Annotated in this window: 17 protein-coding genes and 2 pseudogenes; 11 read left to right on the plus strand and 8 right to left on the minus strand. The window is 71.0% G+C overall.

The features are described 5' to 3' along the window. Positions 1-168: 168 nt before the first annotated feature. The 3 genes from ACFYW7_RS09760 (at position 169) to ACFYW7_RS09770 (ending at position 3,632) form a co-directional block, all read left to right on the plus strand. Entirely contained in the window at positions 169-1,383 is a 1,215-nt protein-coding gene (locus ACFYW7_RS09760; RefSeq protein WP_389499912.1) for a globin domain-containing protein, read from the plus strand. Positions 1,384-1,419: 36 nt separating this feature from the next. Continuing rightward, on the plus strand, positions 1,420-1,839 hold the full coding sequence (locus ACFYW7_RS09765; RefSeq protein WP_389499914.1) for a hypothetical protein: 420 nt from the start codon (positions 1,420-1,422) through the stop codon (positions 1,837-1,839). Between the two features lie 221 nt (positions 1,840-2,060). After that, positions 2,061-3,632 (plus strand): oleate hydratase, encoded by a 1,572-nt coding sequence (locus tag ACFYW7_RS09770; RefSeq protein WP_389499916.1) that lies wholly within the window; start codon positions 2,061-2,063, stop codon positions 3,630-3,632. A gap of 131 nt (positions 3,633-3,763) precedes the next feature. On the opposite strand, the gene ACFYW7_RS09775 is transcribed toward ACFYW7_RS09770, so the two are convergent. From ACFYW7_RS09775 to ACFYW7_RS09790, 4 genes and pseudogenes are all read right to left on the minus strand, one after another. Next, complete coding sequence (locus tag ACFYW7_RS09775; RefSeq protein ID WP_389499918.1) at positions 3,764-4,594, minus strand: universal stress protein; 831 nt, start codon at positions 4,592-4,594, stop codon at positions 3,764-3,766. A 211-nt stretch (positions 4,595-4,805) separates the two neighbouring features. Continuing rightward, a pseudogene (locus tag ACFYW7_RS09780) lies at positions 4,806-5,135 on the minus strand (pyridoxamine 5'-phosphate oxidase family protein); the annotation flags it as partial. A 32-nt stretch (positions 5,136-5,167) separates the two neighbouring features. Continuing rightward, positions 5,168-5,842 (minus strand): pyridoxamine 5'-phosphate oxidase family protein, encoded by a 675-nt coding sequence (locus ACFYW7_RS09785; protein ID WP_389499920.1) that lies wholly within the window; start codon positions 5,840-5,842, stop codon positions 5,168-5,170. Between the two features lie 386 nt (positions 5,843-6,228). Then, positions 6,229-6,560, minus strand: a pseudogene (locus tag ACFYW7_RS09790) (alcohol dehydrogenase catalytic domain-containing protein); the annotation flags it as partial. Between the two features lie 33 nt (positions 6,561-6,593). Here ACFYW7_RS09790 and ACFYW7_RS09795 point away from each other — a divergent pair. Further along, positions 6,594-6,827, plus strand: coding sequence for a helix-turn-helix transcriptional regulator (locus tag ACFYW7_RS09795; protein WP_389500418.1), 234 nt, complete (start codon positions 6,594-6,596; stop codon positions 6,825-6,827). A gap of 130 nt (positions 6,828-6,957) precedes the next feature. Here the strand turns inward: ACFYW7_RS09795 and ACFYW7_RS09800 are convergent, their stop codons facing one another. After that, positions 6,958-8,433, minus strand: coding sequence for an AAA family ATPase (locus ACFYW7_RS09800; protein ID WP_389499922.1), 1,476 nt, complete (start codon positions 8,431-8,433; stop codon positions 6,958-6,960). Positions 8,434-9,137: 704 nt separating this feature from the next. Here ACFYW7_RS09800 and ACFYW7_RS09805 point away from each other — a divergent pair. Further along, positions 9,138-9,299 carry a universal stress protein gene (locus tag ACFYW7_RS09805; protein ID WP_389499924.1) on the plus strand — a complete coding sequence of 54 codons (162 nt, stop codon included), beginning with the start codon at positions 9,138-9,140 and terminating at the stop codon, positions 9,297-9,299. A gap of 134 nt (positions 9,300-9,433) precedes the next feature. Next, on the plus strand, positions 9,434-9,892 hold the full coding sequence (locus tag ACFYW7_RS09810) for a cyclic nucleotide-binding domain-containing protein (protein ID WP_389499926.1): 459 nt from the start codon (positions 9,434-9,436) through the stop codon (positions 9,890-9,892). A 180-nt stretch (positions 9,893-10,072) separates the two neighbouring features. Here the strand turns inward: ACFYW7_RS09810 and ACFYW7_RS09815 are convergent, their stop codons facing one another. Next, complete coding sequence (locus ACFYW7_RS09815; protein WP_389500420.1) at positions 10,073-11,518, minus strand: sensor histidine kinase; 1,446 nt, start codon at positions 11,516-11,518, stop codon at positions 10,073-10,075. Further along, positions 11,518-12,249, minus strand: a complete 732-nt coding sequence (locus ACFYW7_RS09820; RefSeq protein ID WP_389499928.1) for a response regulator transcription factor — start codon at positions 12,247-12,249, stop codon at positions 11,518-11,520. The genes ACFYW7_RS09815 and ACFYW7_RS09820 overlap by 1 nt, the downstream gene beginning before the upstream one ends. Positions 12,250-12,420: 171 nt before the next feature. Between ACFYW7_RS09820 and ACFYW7_RS09825 the strand changes: the two genes are divergently transcribed. The 3 genes from ACFYW7_RS09825 to ACFYW7_RS09835 are packed head-to-tail and all read left to right on the plus strand — an operon-like array spanning position 12,421 to position 15,001. Next, complete coding sequence (locus ACFYW7_RS09825) at positions 12,421-13,785, plus strand: ferric reductase-like transmembrane domain-containing protein (RefSeq protein ID WP_389499931.1); 1,365 nt, start codon at positions 12,421-12,423, stop codon at positions 13,783-13,785. A gap of 12 nt (positions 13,786-13,797) precedes the next feature. Then, the gene (locus ACFYW7_RS09830) at positions 13,798-14,241 is read left to right on the plus strand and encodes an FMN-binding protein (RefSeq protein WP_389499933.1); all 444 of its coding nucleotides are present in this window, start codon (positions 13,798-13,800) and stop codon (positions 14,239-14,241) included. Then, complete coding sequence (locus tag ACFYW7_RS09835) at positions 14,234-15,001, plus strand: FAD:protein FMN transferase (protein ID WP_389499936.1); 768 nt, start codon at positions 14,234-14,236, stop codon at positions 14,999-15,001. The genes ACFYW7_RS09830 and ACFYW7_RS09835 overlap by 8 nt, the downstream gene beginning before the upstream one ends. A gap of 282 nt (positions 15,002-15,283) precedes the next feature. Here the strand turns inward: ACFYW7_RS09835 and ACFYW7_RS09840 are convergent, their stop codons facing one another. Beyond that, complete coding sequence (locus tag ACFYW7_RS09840; protein WP_389499939.1) at positions 15,284-15,724, minus strand: pyridoxamine 5'-phosphate oxidase family protein; 441 nt, start codon at positions 15,722-15,724, stop codon at positions 15,284-15,286. Between the two features lie 633 nt (positions 15,725-16,357). Between ACFYW7_RS09840 and ACFYW7_RS09845 the strand changes: the two genes are divergently transcribed. Together ACFYW7_RS09845 and ACFYW7_RS09850 are read left to right on the plus strand one after the other, a co-directional pair. Further along, on the plus strand, positions 16,358-16,936 hold the full coding sequence (locus tag ACFYW7_RS09845; protein WP_389499941.1) for a hypothetical protein: 579 nt from the start codon (positions 16,358-16,360) through the stop codon (positions 16,934-16,936). 84 nt (positions 16,937-17,020) lie between these two features. Further along, complete coding sequence (locus ACFYW7_RS09850) at positions 17,021-17,752, plus strand: universal stress protein (RefSeq protein ID WP_389499943.1); 732 nt, start codon at positions 17,021-17,023, stop codon at positions 17,750-17,752. Positions 17,753-17,776 lie beyond the last annotated feature (24 nt).

Consider the following 17,776-nt stretch of genomic DNA (forward strand, 5'->3'; position numbering starts at 1 on the left):
AGCCGGGCCCTGGCACCCGTCCTCGGGCCCGCCACCGCGCATCGGTGCCGGGGCAGGCGGCGACGCCACCCGCTCGAAGGACCACTCCCCCTTGCCTCGGAGGACGGCCCGGCCGCTCGAGACCACGCCGTTCCCCCACCCCTTCATCCGCCCTCTTCCGGAGGTTCCGTGCTCTCCGCAGAATCCGCCGTACTCGTCCGGGCCACCCTGCCGGTCGTTGCCGAAGCACTCGACGAGATCACCACCCGTTTCTACGGCACGATGCTCCACGACCGGCCGGAGCTGCTCGACGGGATGTTCAACCGCGGCAACCAGGCCGGCGGCACCCAGCGCCGCGCCCTGGCCGGTTCCATCGCCGCCTTCGCGACCGCCCTTCTGGACAGTCCGGATACCCGTCCGGACGCGTTGCTGGCCCGGATCGCCCACAAGCACGCCGCGGTCGGGGTCACCGCCGACCAGTACACGATCGTGCACAAGTACCTGTTCTGCGCGATCGCCGACGTCCTCGGCGACGCGGTCACCTCTGAGGTGGCGGCAGCCTGGGACGAGGTCTACTGGCTCATGGCCGGTGCCCTGATCGGTCAGGAGGCCCGCCTCTACCAGGACGCCGGTGTCCGGCCGGGGGAGATCTGGCGGCCCTGGACCGTCGTCGAACGTCGCACCGAGACCCCCGATGTCGTCTCCTTCCTGCTGCGCCCGGCGGACGGCGTACCGGCACCGCCTGCCCGCGCGGGCCAGTACGTGAGCGTCCGGGTGCTCATGACCGACGGTGTGCACCAACTGCGCCAGTACAGCCTGTCCTCGGAGCCTGACGGAGACCTGCGCAGGATCACCGTGAAGCGGGTCACGGGTGACGCCTCCACCCCCGACGGCGAGGTTTCCGCCTGGTTGCACGACCACGTCCGTGAAGGGGTCGAATTGACCCTCTCCACGCCGTTCGGCGATGTCTTCCTCGACGAGCCGTCGGACGCCGGCACCCCGCTCGTGCTGCTCTCGGCGGGCATCGGCTGCACCCCCATGACCGGCATCCTGGCCCGGCTCGCCGCACTCCGCTCGACCCGCCCGGTGCTGGTCCTGCACGCCGACTCCTCCCCCCGCGACCATGCCCTGCGCGCGGAGACCCGCGAGCTCGTCGGGCAACTGGCCGGAGCCCGCAGCGTGTTCTGGTACGAGCGTCCCGGACCGGAGGAACCCGACGCCCGCACCGGCCTGATGGACCTGAGCGACACCGGACTCCCCGACGGCGCCACGGTGTTCCTGTGCGGTCCGCTCCCCTTCATGCGGGCGGTACGCGGGCAGTTGCTCCGTGCCGGTGTTCCCGCCCGGCACATCCGCTACGAGGTCTTCGGACCCGACCTGTGGCTGCCCGACACCACCGTCTGAGCCACACCGAACTGTCCCCCCAAGGAGGAACTCCGAATGACCACCGACAACACCCGGCCGACACCCACGGTCGTGTTCCGCGCCGACGGCGCCGTGGACAGGGAGACCCTTGCCTATGCCCGCGCCAGGATCGAGGCCGTCGTGGGCAGGCCGGGCCTGCCCGCCGTCACCGGCGAGGTGCGCCTCGTACGAGCGGTGTCACACCACGCCGGGAGTCCCTGGTCGGCCACGGCCGACCTGCACGTCGGCGGCCACCAAGTGGTCGCCACGGCCGAGGAGGCGACGGCCACCGAGACCGTCGACCGGCTCCGGGACCGGCTGCGCCGCCAGACGGACAAGGCCTCCCAGGCCTGGAACGACGGGCACCGGACGACGGCGCCGCCATGGCGGGACGGAACACGGCCGTCGCCTCCCGTCCCGGGTTCGGACGGGCCGGCGGACTCCCGCGCGCTGTGAATCCGAGGTGACGACGCGCCGGTGGGCGGCACTCCGCCGACCGGCCGTCGGTCTGTCCGGCTGTCGGCCGGCACGCCCCGGCGCGAGAACTCCACCGGACCGCTGTTCGAGGGCCGTTCGGACCGGCGGGGTGACCAACGGCCCACTGACGGACCCCGGTGCGGCAGGGAACCGTGGGCGAAGCGGTTCCCGATCCACGGGTGAGAACGAGGAGTTGTGTGATGGCGAAGGCGTATCTGGTGGGCAGCGGGATCGCGGCACTGGCCGCGGCCGCGTACCTGATCCGCGACGGCGGCTTCGAGGGGTCCGACGTCCACCTCTTCGAGGAACAGCGGACCCCTGGTGGCAGCCTGGACGCCGGCGGCACACCGGACGCCGGCTACACCATGCGCGGCGGGCGCATGTTCGAGGCCGAGTTCCGCTGCACGTACGACCTGTTGTCGGGTATCCCCACGCTCGACGACCCCGCCGTCTCCGTGACCGAGGAGATCCTGGCGGGACACGAGGACTTTCCGTGGGACGACATCACCCGTCTCGTCGACGGGGAAGGCCAGATCGTCGACACCACGTCGATGGGATTCTCCGAGCGCGACCGACTCGAACTCGTCCGCTGCCTGGCCACCCCTGAGGGACACCTGGACGGCAAGCGGATCACCGACTGCTTCGGCGAACACTTCTTCACCACGAACTTCTGGTTCATGTGGTGCACCACCTTCGCCTTCCAGCCCTGGCACAGCGCGATCGAGTTCCGCCGCTACCTCAGGCGCTTCATCCATCTCTTCTCCGGTCTCGCCTCCCTGTCGGGCATCCACAGGACCCGCTACAACCAGTACGACTCGATCGTGCGACCGCTGACGGCCTGGCTGGCCGAGCGCGGCGTGACGATCCACCTGCGCTGCCACGTCACCGACCTGGGGTTCACCCCGGGCATCCACAGCGGCACGGTCGACACCCTCCACCTGAACCGGAGCGGGCGCGACGAGAAGGTGCACGTCGCTCCCGGGGACCTGGTCTTCGTCACCAACGGCTCCATGACCGACGCCTCCAGCCTCGGCACCCACACCTCGGCGCCTTCGCAGACTCCGCACCGTTCGGACGCCTGGCTGCTGTGGCACCGGCTGGCCCGTGGACGCGACGACTTCGGCAACCCCGCCGCCTTCGACAAAAACGTCAAGGAATCCGGCTGGGAGTCCTTCACCGTCACTTCGAAGGACCCGGCCTTCCTGAGAGCCCTGGAGGAGTTCAGCGACCGTCCGGCCGGCAAGGGCGGACTCATGACCTTCACCGAGTCCAACTGGCTGCTCACCATCGTCGCCAACCGTCAGCCCGTCTATCGCGACCAGCCCGAGGACGTCGGGGTCTGGTGGGGCTACGGCCTGTTCCCGCGCCGTGCGGGCAACCAGACGCCCAAGCCGATGACCATGTGCTCGGGCCGCGAGATCCTCGAAGAGGTTCTGCACCATCTGCCGTTCGACGAGCGGACGGCGGCACGGATCCGGGAGACCTCCAGCGTCGTGCCCTGTGTGATGCCCTACATCACCAGCCAGTTCCTGGCCCGTCGGCGCGACGACCGGCCCCTCGTCGTCCCGGACGGATCCGTCAACCTCGCCTTCATCGGCCAGTTCGCCGAGGTGCCCGACGACGTCGTCTTCACCGTCGAGTACTCCGTGCGCACCGCCTGGACAGCGGTGGCACAGCTCCTGAAGCTGGACAGGCAGCCCCCGCCGGTCTACAAGGGGCACCACGATCCCCACGTACTGGCCGCCGCTCTGGAGACCATGCATCGCCGGTGACCGACGCGGACGGCCCCCGCGAAGAGGGTTCGGCACGGGTGCCGAACGAAGCCCCGGACGCATGGCGTCCGGGGCCTGTACCAGCTCGTCGGGGCGGGCGGCCGAACCTCCACCGTTCGCCCCGTGCCGGGTCAGCCGTTCGGCACGATGACCACGGGGCAGTGCGCACCGTGCAGCAGTGCGTGGGGGACCGGGCCCAGGCGCGGCCCGAGCACGCTCGTACGGCCGTGGGCGCCGATGACGACCACGGCGGCGTCCCGGGTCGCCGCGAGAAGGGCGTCCGCGGGCAGGGTGCGGACCGTGTCGGTCTCCACCACGACGTCCGCGTACTGGTCCCGCAGGCGAGTGAGGGCGTAGCGCGGTACGGCCTCCTCCGCTCGGGCTTGACTGATCAGCCTTTCCTGGCCCGGGGTGCGGGCCGGCACGAGGGAGGGCAGTTCGGGGGCGATACGCGGGTGGCTCCAGGAATGCAGGACGCGGAGCCTCGCACCGCGGCGCCGGGCCTCCTGGAAGGCGTAGGCCGCCGCACGCGTGTCCCTGTCGTCCTCCAGGCCGAGGAGCACGTCCCGCCCGTCGTCGCACGGATGGTCCCCGCGTACGACCAGGAGCGGGCCCTGAGCCAGTGCGGCCAGCCGCAGGCCCACCGATCCGAACGCCACGCCGGTCAACGCGCCGAGGCCTCGTGTCCCCACGACGGTCAGGCCGGCGTCCGCGCTCTCGCGCGCGAGGGCGTGCACGGGGCCGCCTTCCACGGCGACGGTCACCACCGCGAGCCCCGGATGCCGCCGGCGCACCCGTGACGCGGCGGCGTTCAGGACCGGCGCGGCCTCGTCGCGGTCGGGAACCGCGTAGACCACCCGCAGGGCTGTCCCGTGGCGCACGGCCTCCGCCGCGGCCCAGTCCAACGCCCTTACGGAAACCAGCGATCCATCCACTCCGACGACTACGTGATGGAGGGTCATGACTCTGCCTCCCCCTTCTGTGAGCGGCCATTCGGCGGAGACGCCGGCCCTTGGGCACCGGCGTCCTCAGACCATGCTGGTCGTGCGGCGACGCTCCGGGCAGAAGCCGAGTTGACCCACGAATACGCTGAACGGCCCTTTCGGAAAGGGCCGTTCGGTCGGATCGGGGCTGGAGCGGGAGGGTGGGGACTCGGTGGTCAGCTTTCAGGGAGGGGATGTTCGGGCCGTACAGGCTGCGGCCGGCGGTGGGCCTGCGCCCAGTGACCGACTCCGGTTCGATGCGCACGAAGACCTCTCGTGGCACCGGCACCCATGAACGCGGGCCCGTCCGCAGAAGCCGTGCGTGCCCGGCCGGATCGGTGACCAGATTCGCCATGCCGGTCACGACCACGCTCCAACCGGACCGGGCGGCGGCGTCGGCCTCCAGGGCGACCACCGATCCGTCGACCGCGCTCACCAACGCACACAGGGCCGAAGCACTCAGCAGCACCGCCCCGTCACCGTCCAGGCCGAAGCCGACCGGGAGGACCGCGGGCGGTGCCAACGGCACCAGGATTCCCGCGAAAGGCCCCTTCAGACCGCGATCCGGCGACCGGTGACGGCATACGGTTCGATGCGCACCCACAGATCGCGCCGACCGCCCGCCCAAGGCGTGCTGTACGCCGCCTCCATGAGCCGGTCCATCTCTTCCGGCTCCGTCACGGCTCGCGCGTTCCCGCGGACCAGCACGCTCCAGCCACGGCTGAACACGTCGTCGATACGGTCGACCTCGAAGGCCACCCGACAGCCGGACGCGAGAGACGGAATCGCACCCCGACCGGTCCTGAAAGCGATCGTGCCGTCGATGAACGTGTAGTTCACAGGCACGATCAACGGCTCCCTGTCGGCACACACCGCGAGCCTCCCCACTCCGTGCGTCGAGAGCAGATCGCCGCACTCGGTCACGCTCAGCTCGCTGAACTCCGGTGCGCGGGCGGCTCGCCCACGTCCGGGCGGCAGATCGACGTCGCCTCCGGTGAGCGCACGGACCGTGGTCTGCAGAGCACCCGCCAGACTGAGCAGCGTGCCGCGACTGGGGGCGGCACCGGGATGCCGCTCCAGGTGCCGTACGTAGGCCGCGGCCACACCCGCCCGCGCGGCGGTCTCCTCTTGTTCCAGGCCGAGTTCGATGCGACGTGCGGCAAGTCGCCGGCCCAGGTCACCGGCAGGCAGTCCCTCGGTCACCTGCGTATCGAATCCTTCGGTCATGACCTACCACGTCCTCTCGCCAGGCCGCCCGGACGGCGACGTCCTCGTGCGACGGTCCGCCGAGCGCCACCTCGAGCGCACCGGTGCGGGGCGCTCGGGCGAAGTCGCCGAAGCCTCCTCCACCCGGCCCGGCGGGACTGTGCGGGTGACCACGCGTCCCAGCGCCTTCGGCCGGGAACCCAGGCGGCCACCCCATAGGTCCAGTTTGTCCGACGATCCCCGGACTGCACTTGGGCCATACGGCCCCCGTGGCTCGCCGGCCGGGCCCTGCCTCCGGCCGTGACGGAGAAGTCACGCGAGTTCGACGGCCCGTCCGGCGGAAAGCGGACCCGGGCCGAGGTACGGCTCCGCACGCGCCGTGGGGTGCGTATCCGCTGCGCCTGGAAGGCGGACAGTACGGCGTCCCTGCTGTCCACGGCTCCGGGCAGGAGGTGCGTGGAGAGATCGGCGTGGGGGACACGGACGTACTCGGCCTGTGTCCCGTTGATCAGGTGGCCGAGCACCCGACCGCCGTCGCCGCGGCACTGGCCGTAGGCGCTTCACGACAGAACCGGCAGCGGCCGCACGCCGTGATGCAGGAGACGAGGACCCGGTCGCCGGGTCGGACCGTTCGGACATCGCTGCCCACCTCGCCGACCTCGCCGACGGACTCATGGCCCAGGACCGTGCCGGGTTCCACCTCGGGAACATCGCCCTGGAGGATGTGCCGATCGGTTCCGGCATCGGGTCCGAGGCGGCCCCGGGCATCCTGATGAGCGGGTTGCGCGCGGACCCCGCCGAGGCACCCGCCCTGTCTTCGGAGCTCGTCGGCCTTTCGTCGCGCGGGCGCGACATTCTCGCGCTGATCGGGGACGGCCTCACGAACCGGGAGATCGGCAAGAAGCTGCATCTGTCGGAGAAGACGGTGGAGAACCGCGTCTCCCGGCTTCCGGCCAAGCGCCGCGTCCAGCGCCGCGATGCCGGCCAGCCGGCTAGAACGGCCTGAGGTGAACGACCCCCGTCTCCCGCGCTGAATCCCGGTCACCTCCGTCGGCCGGTACCCGCCCTCCATACCGATCGCTTGTGGTCCGTCGCCAGGCTTCTTGATGTCGTCCCCTCACCGGTCGGTGTTCCCATCAGTCGGGCTCCATGTACGGACGACGGAAGACCGGCGCCTGACCGCTGCCCCACGGGCGCACGGCAGTCATGGCCCGGGCGACCGCGGACTCCAGAGCGCCGCTGGTGTCGACCGGTACGGCCTCGGGCCATGGCGATTCGCCGGCCGCCATCGAGCGGGCAACGCTGAGATCGGCGTCAGACGCTCCGGGCGCGCGTGTACTCAGGCGAGCGGCTGAGACGTCGCCCGGCACCTGACAGCGCAGGGACACCAGATCCGCGCTGGTGCGTTCGGCCACGCGCAAGGCCGCTTCGCGCTGCGCAGCACCGGACCAGGTGGCGTCCAGGACGACGGACTCGCCGCAGGACAGCAGGGCCGCCGCGCGGTCGAGCAGGGCTGTGTAGGTCTTCACGGTCCACTCGGGCGTGTACAGGCCCTCGCGGTAACCGGCCGCGGCCGACTGCTCGGCGGGGATCCCGGCGAGTTCCTTACGGATCCGGTCACTGCTCAGCAGCGTGACTCCCAGCCGGTCCGCCAACGCTCCGGAAAGGGTGGACTTCCCGCTGCCCGGCAGTCCGCCGACGAGGATGAGGCAGACGGCGGAGGTGCGCAGATGGCGCAGCGCCGTCGACGTCAGCCGCCGCGACGCCGCCTCCGCGCCCGCAGCGCCTTGGCGTGCCTGGATGAGGGTGACCTTGGCACGGACGAAGGCCCGGTAGGCGACATAGTGGTGCCACAGGGAGGCGGGTGCCGGATCGGCGGAGTACTCGCCGTACTGGGCGAGGAAGTACTCAGCGGCCCCCGGGACACCGAGCTGTTCGAGGTCCATCGCGAGGAAGGCCGCGTCGTCCAGGCCGTCGACGTACCGAAGACGGTCGTCGAACTCGAGACAGTCCAGGATCCGAGGGCCGTCGTCCAGGCAGAAGATGTCCTCGGCGAGCAGGTCACCGTGACCGTCGACCACACGCCCTTGATCGATACGAGCGTCGAACAAGGGCTCCCGGCCGGAGAGGTACCGGCGTACCAGCTTCTCGACCTCGGCCAACTCATCGGGTACGGAGCCATCGGCGCACAGCTCGTGGACCTGTGCGAAGCTGGCCTCCCACCGTGCCGACAGTGCGCCCCTGGTGCCCTGCTCGTCCACGTCGGGGCCACGCGGCGCCTTCGTGTGCCAGGCGGCGAGGATCCGGGCGACGGTCCGCAGGACGTCGTCGACGGGGACTCCCGCCCCCACGAGGTGGGAGAGGCGGCGGTCCTCCGGCATGCGGCGCATCACCACGATCGGTTCGGCTGCCGAGGCGCCTGGATCGCGGAATTCTCCCAGCCCCAGGTAGACGTCGGGAGCGAACCGACGATTGAGGGTGAGTTCCCGCTCGCACGCGACCCGTCGCGCCGTCACCGTCGTATAGTCCAAGAACCCGAGATCGACGGGCTTCCTGAGTTTGTAGGCACGGTCGCCGGCGAAGAACAGGACCGCGGTGTGGGTCTCGCACACACCCGCGCGGGACGGCGGATCGCCGTCGGTACGGGTGCCACCTGCAAGCGCGGCAGCCACCATCTGCGACCCCGGCCTTGCCGACGTCCCCTTGAGGGCGCGCCCGGTCATCGGAAACGACGCCGACGCGGCAGTGCCCGGGCGCTGCCGCAACCTGGGCCGGCGACCCGGCACGGGGCGGCCAGGTTCCCGGGCGAGCCGTCGTGGCCCGCGATGACGACGGGTTGCATCGCGGCAACCTCCGTACTCGTAAAAAGCTGGAGCTGACGGTGAACGAGCCCGCGCCCGTCTTGGTCAACGCGTGGCCTGTATGCCTGGACTGATGCGTTCCCTCGTCCAAGGATCACCCCCGACCCCCTCGTGGCGCATGTGGAACAGCCAGGGAGCAGTGCCGGAAGCGCGCGATCCGGCACGAGAGGAGACAGTCGGACGGCGCCCCCTTGTGGTCGGCGTCGGCGGATCCGGGACCAGCCTGGAGGACGGTCGGCTGGGCCGGCGCCGAGGCGGTCGTGCACGCGACACCGCTCCAGCTCCCGCACGCGGCGGACCAGTCTCACCGGCCGTCGCGTCACCGCGTCGGATGCGGATCGGTAGGCACGGCCGTCACGTCACTCATCAGGCGCGCAGGCCCACCGGAGTCCCGTCCGTCGCCGAGCTCCGTGGCGTGTCGCGGCGACGAGCAGGCGGCACTCGCGGAAGACACGGTGTCCGCGCTGCCGGCCGCGGGAGCCCAGGCGTTCGCCCTGGCCACGGGCTCTCGTGGCCAGGGCGAGATCGCCGGGATGCTGCTGGGACCGGTCAGCCTCGCGGTGGCGGCGCGCGCCGTCTGCCCGGTCGTCGTGATCCATGGTGCGGAGACCGGCTGACCTGCGTCTCCGCACGATGTGTCCCACCGCACGACTGGGCCCAACGGCCCCTGGCCGGGGCCCGAGCGACCCGTGGCGCCGGAGCACGAACGCGCCCAGGCTGGAAGGGACCACCCTTGAAGGGAGCCGGTGCAATGACCTCCGCCACCACCATGAACGCGGCTCTTGAGCCCGTGCACCGCAAACGCCTGATGGACCTCGCCCGCGAGGTCTCCTTCGATGCCGGGGCCCGCCTGTTCGAAGAAGGCAGGCGCGCCGACCACTTCTGGATCGTGCACACCGGCACCGTCACCCTGGACCTGCGCACACCCGGTCGACGGCCTGCCGTGATCGAGACACTCGGGCACGGCGAACTCGTCGGCTGGTCCTGGCACTTTCCTCCGTATCTCTGGCACTTGGGAGCCGAGGCGATGAGCCCTGTCCGAGCCTGGGAGTTCGACGCCGAGGCCGTTCGCGCTCTGTGTGCCGAGGACCCCGAGTTCGGCCGGGCCATCGCCGTGTGGGTCGGGCTGGTGGTCGCTCAACGGCTGCACGCTTCCCGCATCCGGCTGCTGGACCTGTACGCCCCGCACGGCAGCGGCGGCCTTGTGTGACCGGCCGGTCAGCACGATCGGGCGAACAGCCGGCCGGCCGGCTGTTCGCCCGAGGCCAGGAAGTTCCCAGGGTGAACAGGGCGACACGTCGGTCCCGGCGCCGCGGCGACGTGGACGTCCGTCCGAGGGCAATCCCTCGATCACCTCAGTGGAGCACCGAGGTCTTCGTCCGCTTCCGGTTCAGGCAGGGATCCACACACGGAACGTGGTGTGTCCCGGGCTGCTGGTGACGGTGACCGTTCCGTCGTGCGCGCTGATGACGGCGTGGACGATGGCGAGGCCGAGGCCGGTACTTCCTGTGCTGCGGGACCGTGCGTGGTCGGCGCGGACGAAGCGGCCGAACACCTCCCGTTGAAGCTCGGTGGGGATGCCCGGTCCGTCGTCGTGCACGCTCACGGTTGTGCCCGCTCGGTCGGTGGTGAGGGTGACCGTGACCTCGGTACCGGATGGGGTGTGGGTGCGGGCGTTGGCGAGGAGGTTGCCGACGGCCTGCTGGAGCCGATGGGCGTCACCGTCGAGGGTGACCGGTGTCTCGGGGAGGTCGAGGAGCCAGACGTGGTCGGGTCCCGCGGCGCGCGCGTCGTCGGTGGCGTCCAGGATCAGCCGGGTCAGATCGACCGGTTCGTGCCGGAGGGGGCGCCCGGCATCGAGGCGGGCGAGAAGAAGAAGGTCGTCGACGAGGCTGGTCATGCGCTGGGACTCGGCGTTGATGCGTCGCAGCGCGTGCCGGACCTCTTCGGGCGCGGGGCCGATGCGGCGCAGGGCGAGTTCGGCGTGGCCACGGATGTTGGCGACGGGTGTGCGGAGCTCGTGGCTGGCGTCGGCGGCGAAGTGCCGAAGCCGTTCCTCGCTGCGCCGCAGGCGTTCCTCGCTCGTGTGACGCCGGACGAGGGCGTCCTCGACGTGGCCGAGCATATGGTTGACCGCGCTGGTCACCTGACCGACCTCGGTACGCGGGTCGGTGTCGGGAAGGGGCGCGGGCATGGCGATCTCACCGCTGGCGAGCGGCAGTCCGGCCACTTCGGCGGCCCGGGCGGTGACACTCTGGAGGGGACGCAGGGAGACACGCACCCAGAAGGCTCCCGCGACACCGGTGACCAGGAGGGCGGCGCCGAAGAGAGCGGCTTCCACCGCTTCGAGACGGTGGACGGTTTCCTCCACGGGGTGCAGGGGCAGGCCGGTGATCATGACGTCCTGGTCGTCGCCCTTCACGGCCATCACGCGGTAGGTGCCCAGTGTGGAGAACCGGATGACGTGCCCCCGCCCGTCGAAGGGGATCCGTGCCAGGGACCGGCGCTCGTCGGAGGTGAGGTTCACGGGGCGGTCGGTGGCGTCGTCGACGACGGCCGCGTGGGTGACGGCGCCGTTCAGGAGGCGTGCCCCGAAGGTGGACTCGGCCTGTCCGCGGGTGTCGGGGCGATTGTCGTCGTCGGGCCTGCCCTCGTGTTCCAGGCTCGCGGCGAAACGTCCGCCGGAGGCGGTCAGTTGCTGGTCCAGGCGGCCCATCAGGAATCCCCGGAGTGCGAGGGCGGTGGTGATCCCGACGGCGAGACAGGACAGGGCGAGCAGGGTCACCAGCCCGGCGGTGAGCTGGCCCCTCAGCGTCCGGGGGACGGGACGTCTCATCATGCCTCGGGCTTCAGGACGTATCCGACACCGCGCACCGTGTGGATCATCGGGGAGCGTCCGGCGTCGATCTTCTTCCGCAGATAGCTGATGTAGAGCTCGACGACGTGGGAGCGGCCACCGAAGTCGTAGGCCCAGACCCGGTCGAGGATCTGTTCCTTGGACAGGACCCGGCGCGGATTGCGCATGAGGAAGCGCAGCAGCTCGAACTCGGTCCGGGACAGATCCACCATGACACCGGCACGACGGACCTCACGGGCTTCCTCGTCCATGGCGAGATCCCCGACCGTCGTCCACCTCGTCCCGGTGTCGGCGGACATGCCGGCCCGCCGCAGGAGTCCGCGCAGCCGGGCCAGGACTTCCTCCAGGCTGTAGGGCTTGGTGACGTAGTCGTCACCGCCGGCGGTGATACCGGCGATCCGGTCCTCCACCGCGTCCCGGGCGGTGAGGAACAGTACGCACACCCGAGGAGCCTCACGGCGCAGTGCGCGCAGTACCTGGAGGCCGTCGAGGTCCGGCAGCATCCAGTCCAGCACCACCGCATCGGGACGGAAGTCCCGAGCGGCCACCAGCGCGGTGGCTCCGTCCGCGGCGGTGCGGACCTGCCAGCCCTCACCGGTCAGGACGCCGGACAGGACATCGGTGACGTCGGGTTCGTCGTCGACGACGAGGACCCGAACGGGTTCGCCGTCGGGGCGGTGCAGCTGGGATGCGGTGCGTGGCTCGTCCATGGTCTCTCCAGCATCCCTCGGCCCTGGCCGCCGCCGCCCGGGCCTTGTCTCTGAGTTTCCTCTGAATCGGCTCCGGGGGCGGCTTCCGGGGTTCGTTTCAGAAGGTTCACAGAGGTTCGACTGTGAGGCTGACCGCCCCTCGCCCGGACGAGCCCGATGGGAAGGCGCCGAATGACCACCATGTTCACCAGCACCCCGCATACGAGCCGTGGGACGCGCCCGCGGAGTCCGCACCGCAACCTGATGCCGCTGCTGGTGCCGGTTCTCATCTGGGCCGGTGCCGCGGGGGTGCTGGCCCTGTGGTGGAGCGACACGAGCGCGGTGGTGGGCCCCGCGGGCTGGCTCACCGGCGCCGGCCGCATCACCGGCCTGCTGGCCGGCTACGCCTGCGCGGTGCTGCTGGCGCTGATGGCCCGCGTTCCCCTGCTGGACCACACGATCGGCACCGACCGGCTGGCCCGCTGGCACGCCCTGGGCGGGCGCTGCACCGTCTCGCTGGCCCTCGCCCACACGCTCCTCGTCATCTGGGGCTACTCCCTGACATCGCACACGAGCGTGGTCGGCCAGACCTCCACCCTCGTCCTTCATTACCCGGACCTGCTGAAGGGCACGATCGGCTTTCTGCTGTTCCTGTCGACCGGTGCCCTCTCGGCTCGGGCCGCCCGCCGCCGGATGAGCTACGAGACGTGGCACTACCTGCACTTCGCCACCTACCTGGCCGTCTTCCTCGCCTTCGGCCACCAGTTGTCCAATGGGGCGGACTTCGTCGGCAACCGCCCCGCACAGGTCGCGTGGTACGTCCTGTTCCTCGGCGTCGCCGCCCTGCTCGCCCGGTACCGGTTCGCCGCCCCGGTGCGGCGCGGTCTGCGCCACCGGCTGCGGGTCTCCGCGGTCCGTCCCGAGGCTCCTGGCGTGGTCTCCGTCTACCTCTCGGGCGAGCATCTGGAGGAACTCGGCGGCCGTCCGGGGCAGTTCCTGCGCTGGCGTTTCCTGGCCCGAGGACTGTGGTGGACCGCGAATCCCTACTCGCTGTCCGCTCCCGCGCACCCTCACCAGCTGCGGATCACGGTGAAGGCCGCCGGCGGCCACAGTGCCGCCCTGGCCCGGCTGGCACCCGGAACCCGCGTGTGGGCCGAGGGCCCCTACGGCAGCTTCACCGCGAGTCGCCGCACGGCCCGCAAGGTGCTCCTCCTGGCCGGCGGCGTCGGTATCACTCCACTGCGCGCCCTCTTCGAGACGTTGCCGGGTGAGGTGACCCTCGTCTACAAGGCCCGGCGCGTCGTCGACCTCGCCCTGCGCGGCGAGCTCGACGCGATCGCCGCGCGCCGACACGCCACCGTCCACTACGTGGTCGATGAACCGGTCGGCCGCTCCTCGGCACTCACGGCTCACGGTCTGAGCACGCTGGTGCCGGACGTCGCCGCTCATGACGTCTACGTGTGCGGCCCACCCGGCATGACGGGAGCCGCCATCCACGCCCTGCGCGACGCCGGTGTCCCGGCCCGGCGCATCCACCACGAGTCGTTCGCGTTCTGAGGAGACCCCGTCATGCGCCGTGCCGCCGTAGCCACCTCCGGAATCAGCGCCCTGGTCGTCGCGCTGCTCGCCCTCAAGCCCCATCAGCTCCCGGCCCCGGGCGGCACGTCCCGCACCCCGTCGTCGGCTTCGTCCTCCTCATCGACTTCGTCGGGTACCTCGTCGGGTTCTTCCACGAGGACAGGCACCTTCACCGGCGATCCCGTCGACACCCGGTACGGCACCGTTCAAGTCGCCGCCACCCTGGTCAAGGGAAGGATCACCGCGGTGAAGGTCCTGCGGGCACCCGACCAGAACGGTCGCGACCAGGAGATCGCCGCCTATTCGCTCCCCCGGCTGACCCAGGAGGCGATCGGTGCGCAGAGCGCACGCATCGACGCCGTGTCCGGCGCCACCTACACGAGCCAGGGCTACACGCGGTCCCTGCAGAGCGCCCTGGACCAGGCCCGTGCCTGATACCGCGACCGGGCTGCGCCACACCGAGCACGCGATGGGCACCGTCTTCTCCTTCGACATCCGAGACCGGCCCACCACCGCCGTCCACCGCGCCCTCGCCAAGGCGGTGCGCCACCTTCATCGGGTCGATGCCGTGTTCTCGACCTATCGGCCGGACAGCCACATCAGCCGCCTCGACCGCGGCGACATACGCCTCGGCGACTGCCCTCCCGAAGTCCATGAGGTGTTGTCCCTGTGCGCCCGGGCCTCGCACGACAGCGACGGCTACTTCAGCGTCACCCCCGGGGGGACCCTCGACCCCTCCGGCCTGGTCAAAGGCTGGGCGACCGAAGCCGCCTCCGACATCCTGCACGAAGCGGGCGCCCGGAACACCTGCGTCAACGGCGGCGGGGACCTCCAGCTCCGCGGACGGGCAAGCCGCTCCACGCCCTGGCGCATCGGCGTCGCCGATCCGCTGCGGCCCGGTGGACTCGCCACCGTCGTCACCGCCCGGCACGGCCTCGCCATCGCCACGTCGGGCACCGCAGAACGCGGCACTCACATCGTGGACCCCCACGGTGACGCCCCTGCCACCACTTTCGCCTCCGTCACCGTCGTCGGCCCCCGCCTGACCATGACCGACACGTACGCCACCGCCGCCTTCGCACGCGGCGACGGCGCACGGGACTGGCTGGAGGGACTGGACGGATACGAGGCCCTGGCGATCCTGCCCGACGGCCGACAGTGGCGAACCGCGGGGTTCAGCCGATTCGGGTCATGAGGCACGGCGGTCCCCTGCCGGCGGGCATCGGAGACATCACAGCGATACAGGCGTCGAGGACTCACGAGGCACGCGACGCACCACCGTCGCCCTGGTCACAGGGAACACCCCACCTCACCTGCCAGGCAGATCAGCTGCCCTCCACGGCCGTGCTGGTTGTACGGCGGCCCCCGGGGCCGGAGCCGGCCGGGCACACGGACGCGCCGAACAGCCCTCGGGGCAAGGACCGTTCGGTCGAGGCTGGGGCGGGCGGGCCGTGAGGGACGACTCGGCAGCCGCGGCTCAGGAAGGGAACTGCACGCCGTACAGGCTGCGGCCGCCCACGAGTTGTCTCCCGGTGACCAATTCCGACTCGATGCGCACGAAGACCTCCCGCGACGCCGGCACCCATGAGCGCGGACCGGTCCGCAGAAGCCGTGCGTGCTCGGCGGGATCGGTGACCAGAGCCGCCACGCCGGTGACGACGACGCTCCAACCGGATCGGGAGACGGCGTCGACCTCGTCCGCCTCCAAGGCGACCACCGCGCCGTCGACCGCGCTCACCAGCGACGAAGAGGCCGAGGTGCGAAGCAGCACCGCGCCGTCGTCGTCCAGGCAGAAGTTGATCGGCAGGACGGCGGGCAGCGCCTTCTGTGTATAGACGATGCGCCCCACGGGTGTCCTGGCCAACAGGCGCAGGCACTCCTGTCGGCCGAGTTCGCGGAATCCGTCGTTGGCGTGCATCTGCCTTCTCATCTCTCACGTGACGAAGCGGTTGCGGCGCTGGCACTGGTGCCGGTCCATCCTTGAGCGGTGCGGGAACCCGCCACCAGGGGCCATCGGTCCCTGGCCGCCGGCGAAAGGCCCCCCTTTGGGACCGCAATCCGGCGTCCGGTGATGGCGTACGGTTCACCGCGCACCCACAGGCCGACTGGCGTGATCACCGGCTCCCGGGCCGTGGAGACCGCGAGCCGGTCCACCCCGTGCGGGGACGGTGACGGCCTCAACGCGCACGGCGACGCCGGTGGGCTCCTTGACGGCGGGATCTGGGACCTCTTCCCGGGCCGAATGTCCGGAACCATGGAATACACAGGCTTTCATGACGCTCCTCACCAGCCTCCGGCCGAGTACCGAGATCGCCCCACAGGTCCATTTTGCTCAGCAATCGCCAGGCTTTGCTTGGGTCGTACGGCCCCATCGGCTACCGAATGGACCCTGCCGCCGGCCAGTACCACCCTCGGGCCGAACGGCCCCACCCGCTGATGGAGTTGGTACCGAGCGGCCCTGCGACACCACCTGGTCGGCCCCTGTCGCGGCACGGGCGCGGCTGCCACCTTCGGATACGTCACCACGACGACGAGAAGGGAGCACGGGCCCATGCCCGAGAGCAAGTACGCGAAGAAGCGGCTGTGGCGGTGGCGGAACAATCCGCTACGACGACGCGACGACATCGTCGAGGCCTGGGTCGTGCTGGCCGTGTGGATGGTCGTCACCGTGGGCGGCGCCGGCGCCGGGCTGGTCACGGCCACTGCCGCGGATGCGATGTTCGCGCGGCAACGAACCGAGCGCCACTCCGTCCAAGCCGTGGTTGTGAACGACGTGCCCCGTAAGGCCACCGCTTTCGGTGCCGACAACCGCCGGACGGTGAAGGTGCGTTGGGTGAAACCTGACGGTTCGACCCGCACGGGCCGGACCCTCGTGAGCACCGGGCTCGACGCCGGGTCGAGGGTCACCGTCTGGCAGGACGGCCGAGGCCGTCTCACCCTCGCCCCGACGGCCCCGACGGAGGCGGCCGTCGCATCGGGATTCCTCGGTGTCCTGGCCGCGGCCGCCCTCACCGGCCTGGCGTTCGGCGCCGGGGCGGGTGTCCGGTGGTGGCTCGAAGGCCGCCGTATCGACGAGTGGGGCCGGGAATGGGACCTGGTGGGACCGCAGTGGGGTCGCCAGACCAGCTGAGTACCTCATGGGTGAAGGGTTGCCCGCAGATCCCGGCCCGCGGGCCGTTCGGCCCCTGCCCGGACGCCAGGGCGCGCGGGCAGGGTGAACCGCCTGTCCCCCGCGTCCGAAAGGCTGACCGTGATGGAGCGAGTGATTCTTGCTTGTACCGGCTCGTCGGCGCACAGCCGTCCAGCAGCCCGATGGGCTGCCCAGGAAGCCAGTCTGCGAGGCCTGCCGCTTGATGTGGTCCTCGATCCGCCGTCCGATCCGAGCGACGCGAAGGTGACGGTCCGCGGTGTCCCCCGGGACCCGGCGGCCACCGGCGGGCGTCCCGGCTCCGGTACTGCGATGGCTGTCGCCGCCGCGGGCCGTGCACTGGTTCTGGTGCCCGACGAACTCGCGTCCACGTACCGCTCATCAGGGAGGGTCCTCCTCGGCGTGGATGCCCGCGGCCCTTGTGACGGTGCGATCGGCTTCGCCTTCGACAGCGCTCGATTGCGGGAGACGGGGCTGCACGTCGTGCACGCCTGGTCGCTTCCTTCCTGTGCCGCCCAGTGGCCTTTCGGCGTTCCGGAGGCGGAGCGGGCGACTTGGGAGGATCACGAGGTGCAGCTCCTGGCCGACGCGCTGCGTCCGTGGCGACGGAAGTACCCGGAGGTGCCGGTACTCGAGGACGTCCTTCTCCTGCCTCCGGCGCAGGCGCTGCTGCATCACTGCGGCCGTGCGGCACTCGTCGTCGTGAGCCGCGGACCGGGTGAGGACTGCGGCGAGATCGTCCGGTCTTTGCTGCAGGCGGCGGCATGCCCCGTCGCCGTGGTGGGCGCGGGTGGGTGACACCGTGCCGACCGGCCCCGACGC

Source organism: Streptomyces sp. NPDC002580, from assembly GCF_042889485.1.
GTDB lineage: Bacteria > Actinomycetota > Actinomycetes > Streptomycetales > Streptomycetaceae > Streptomyces.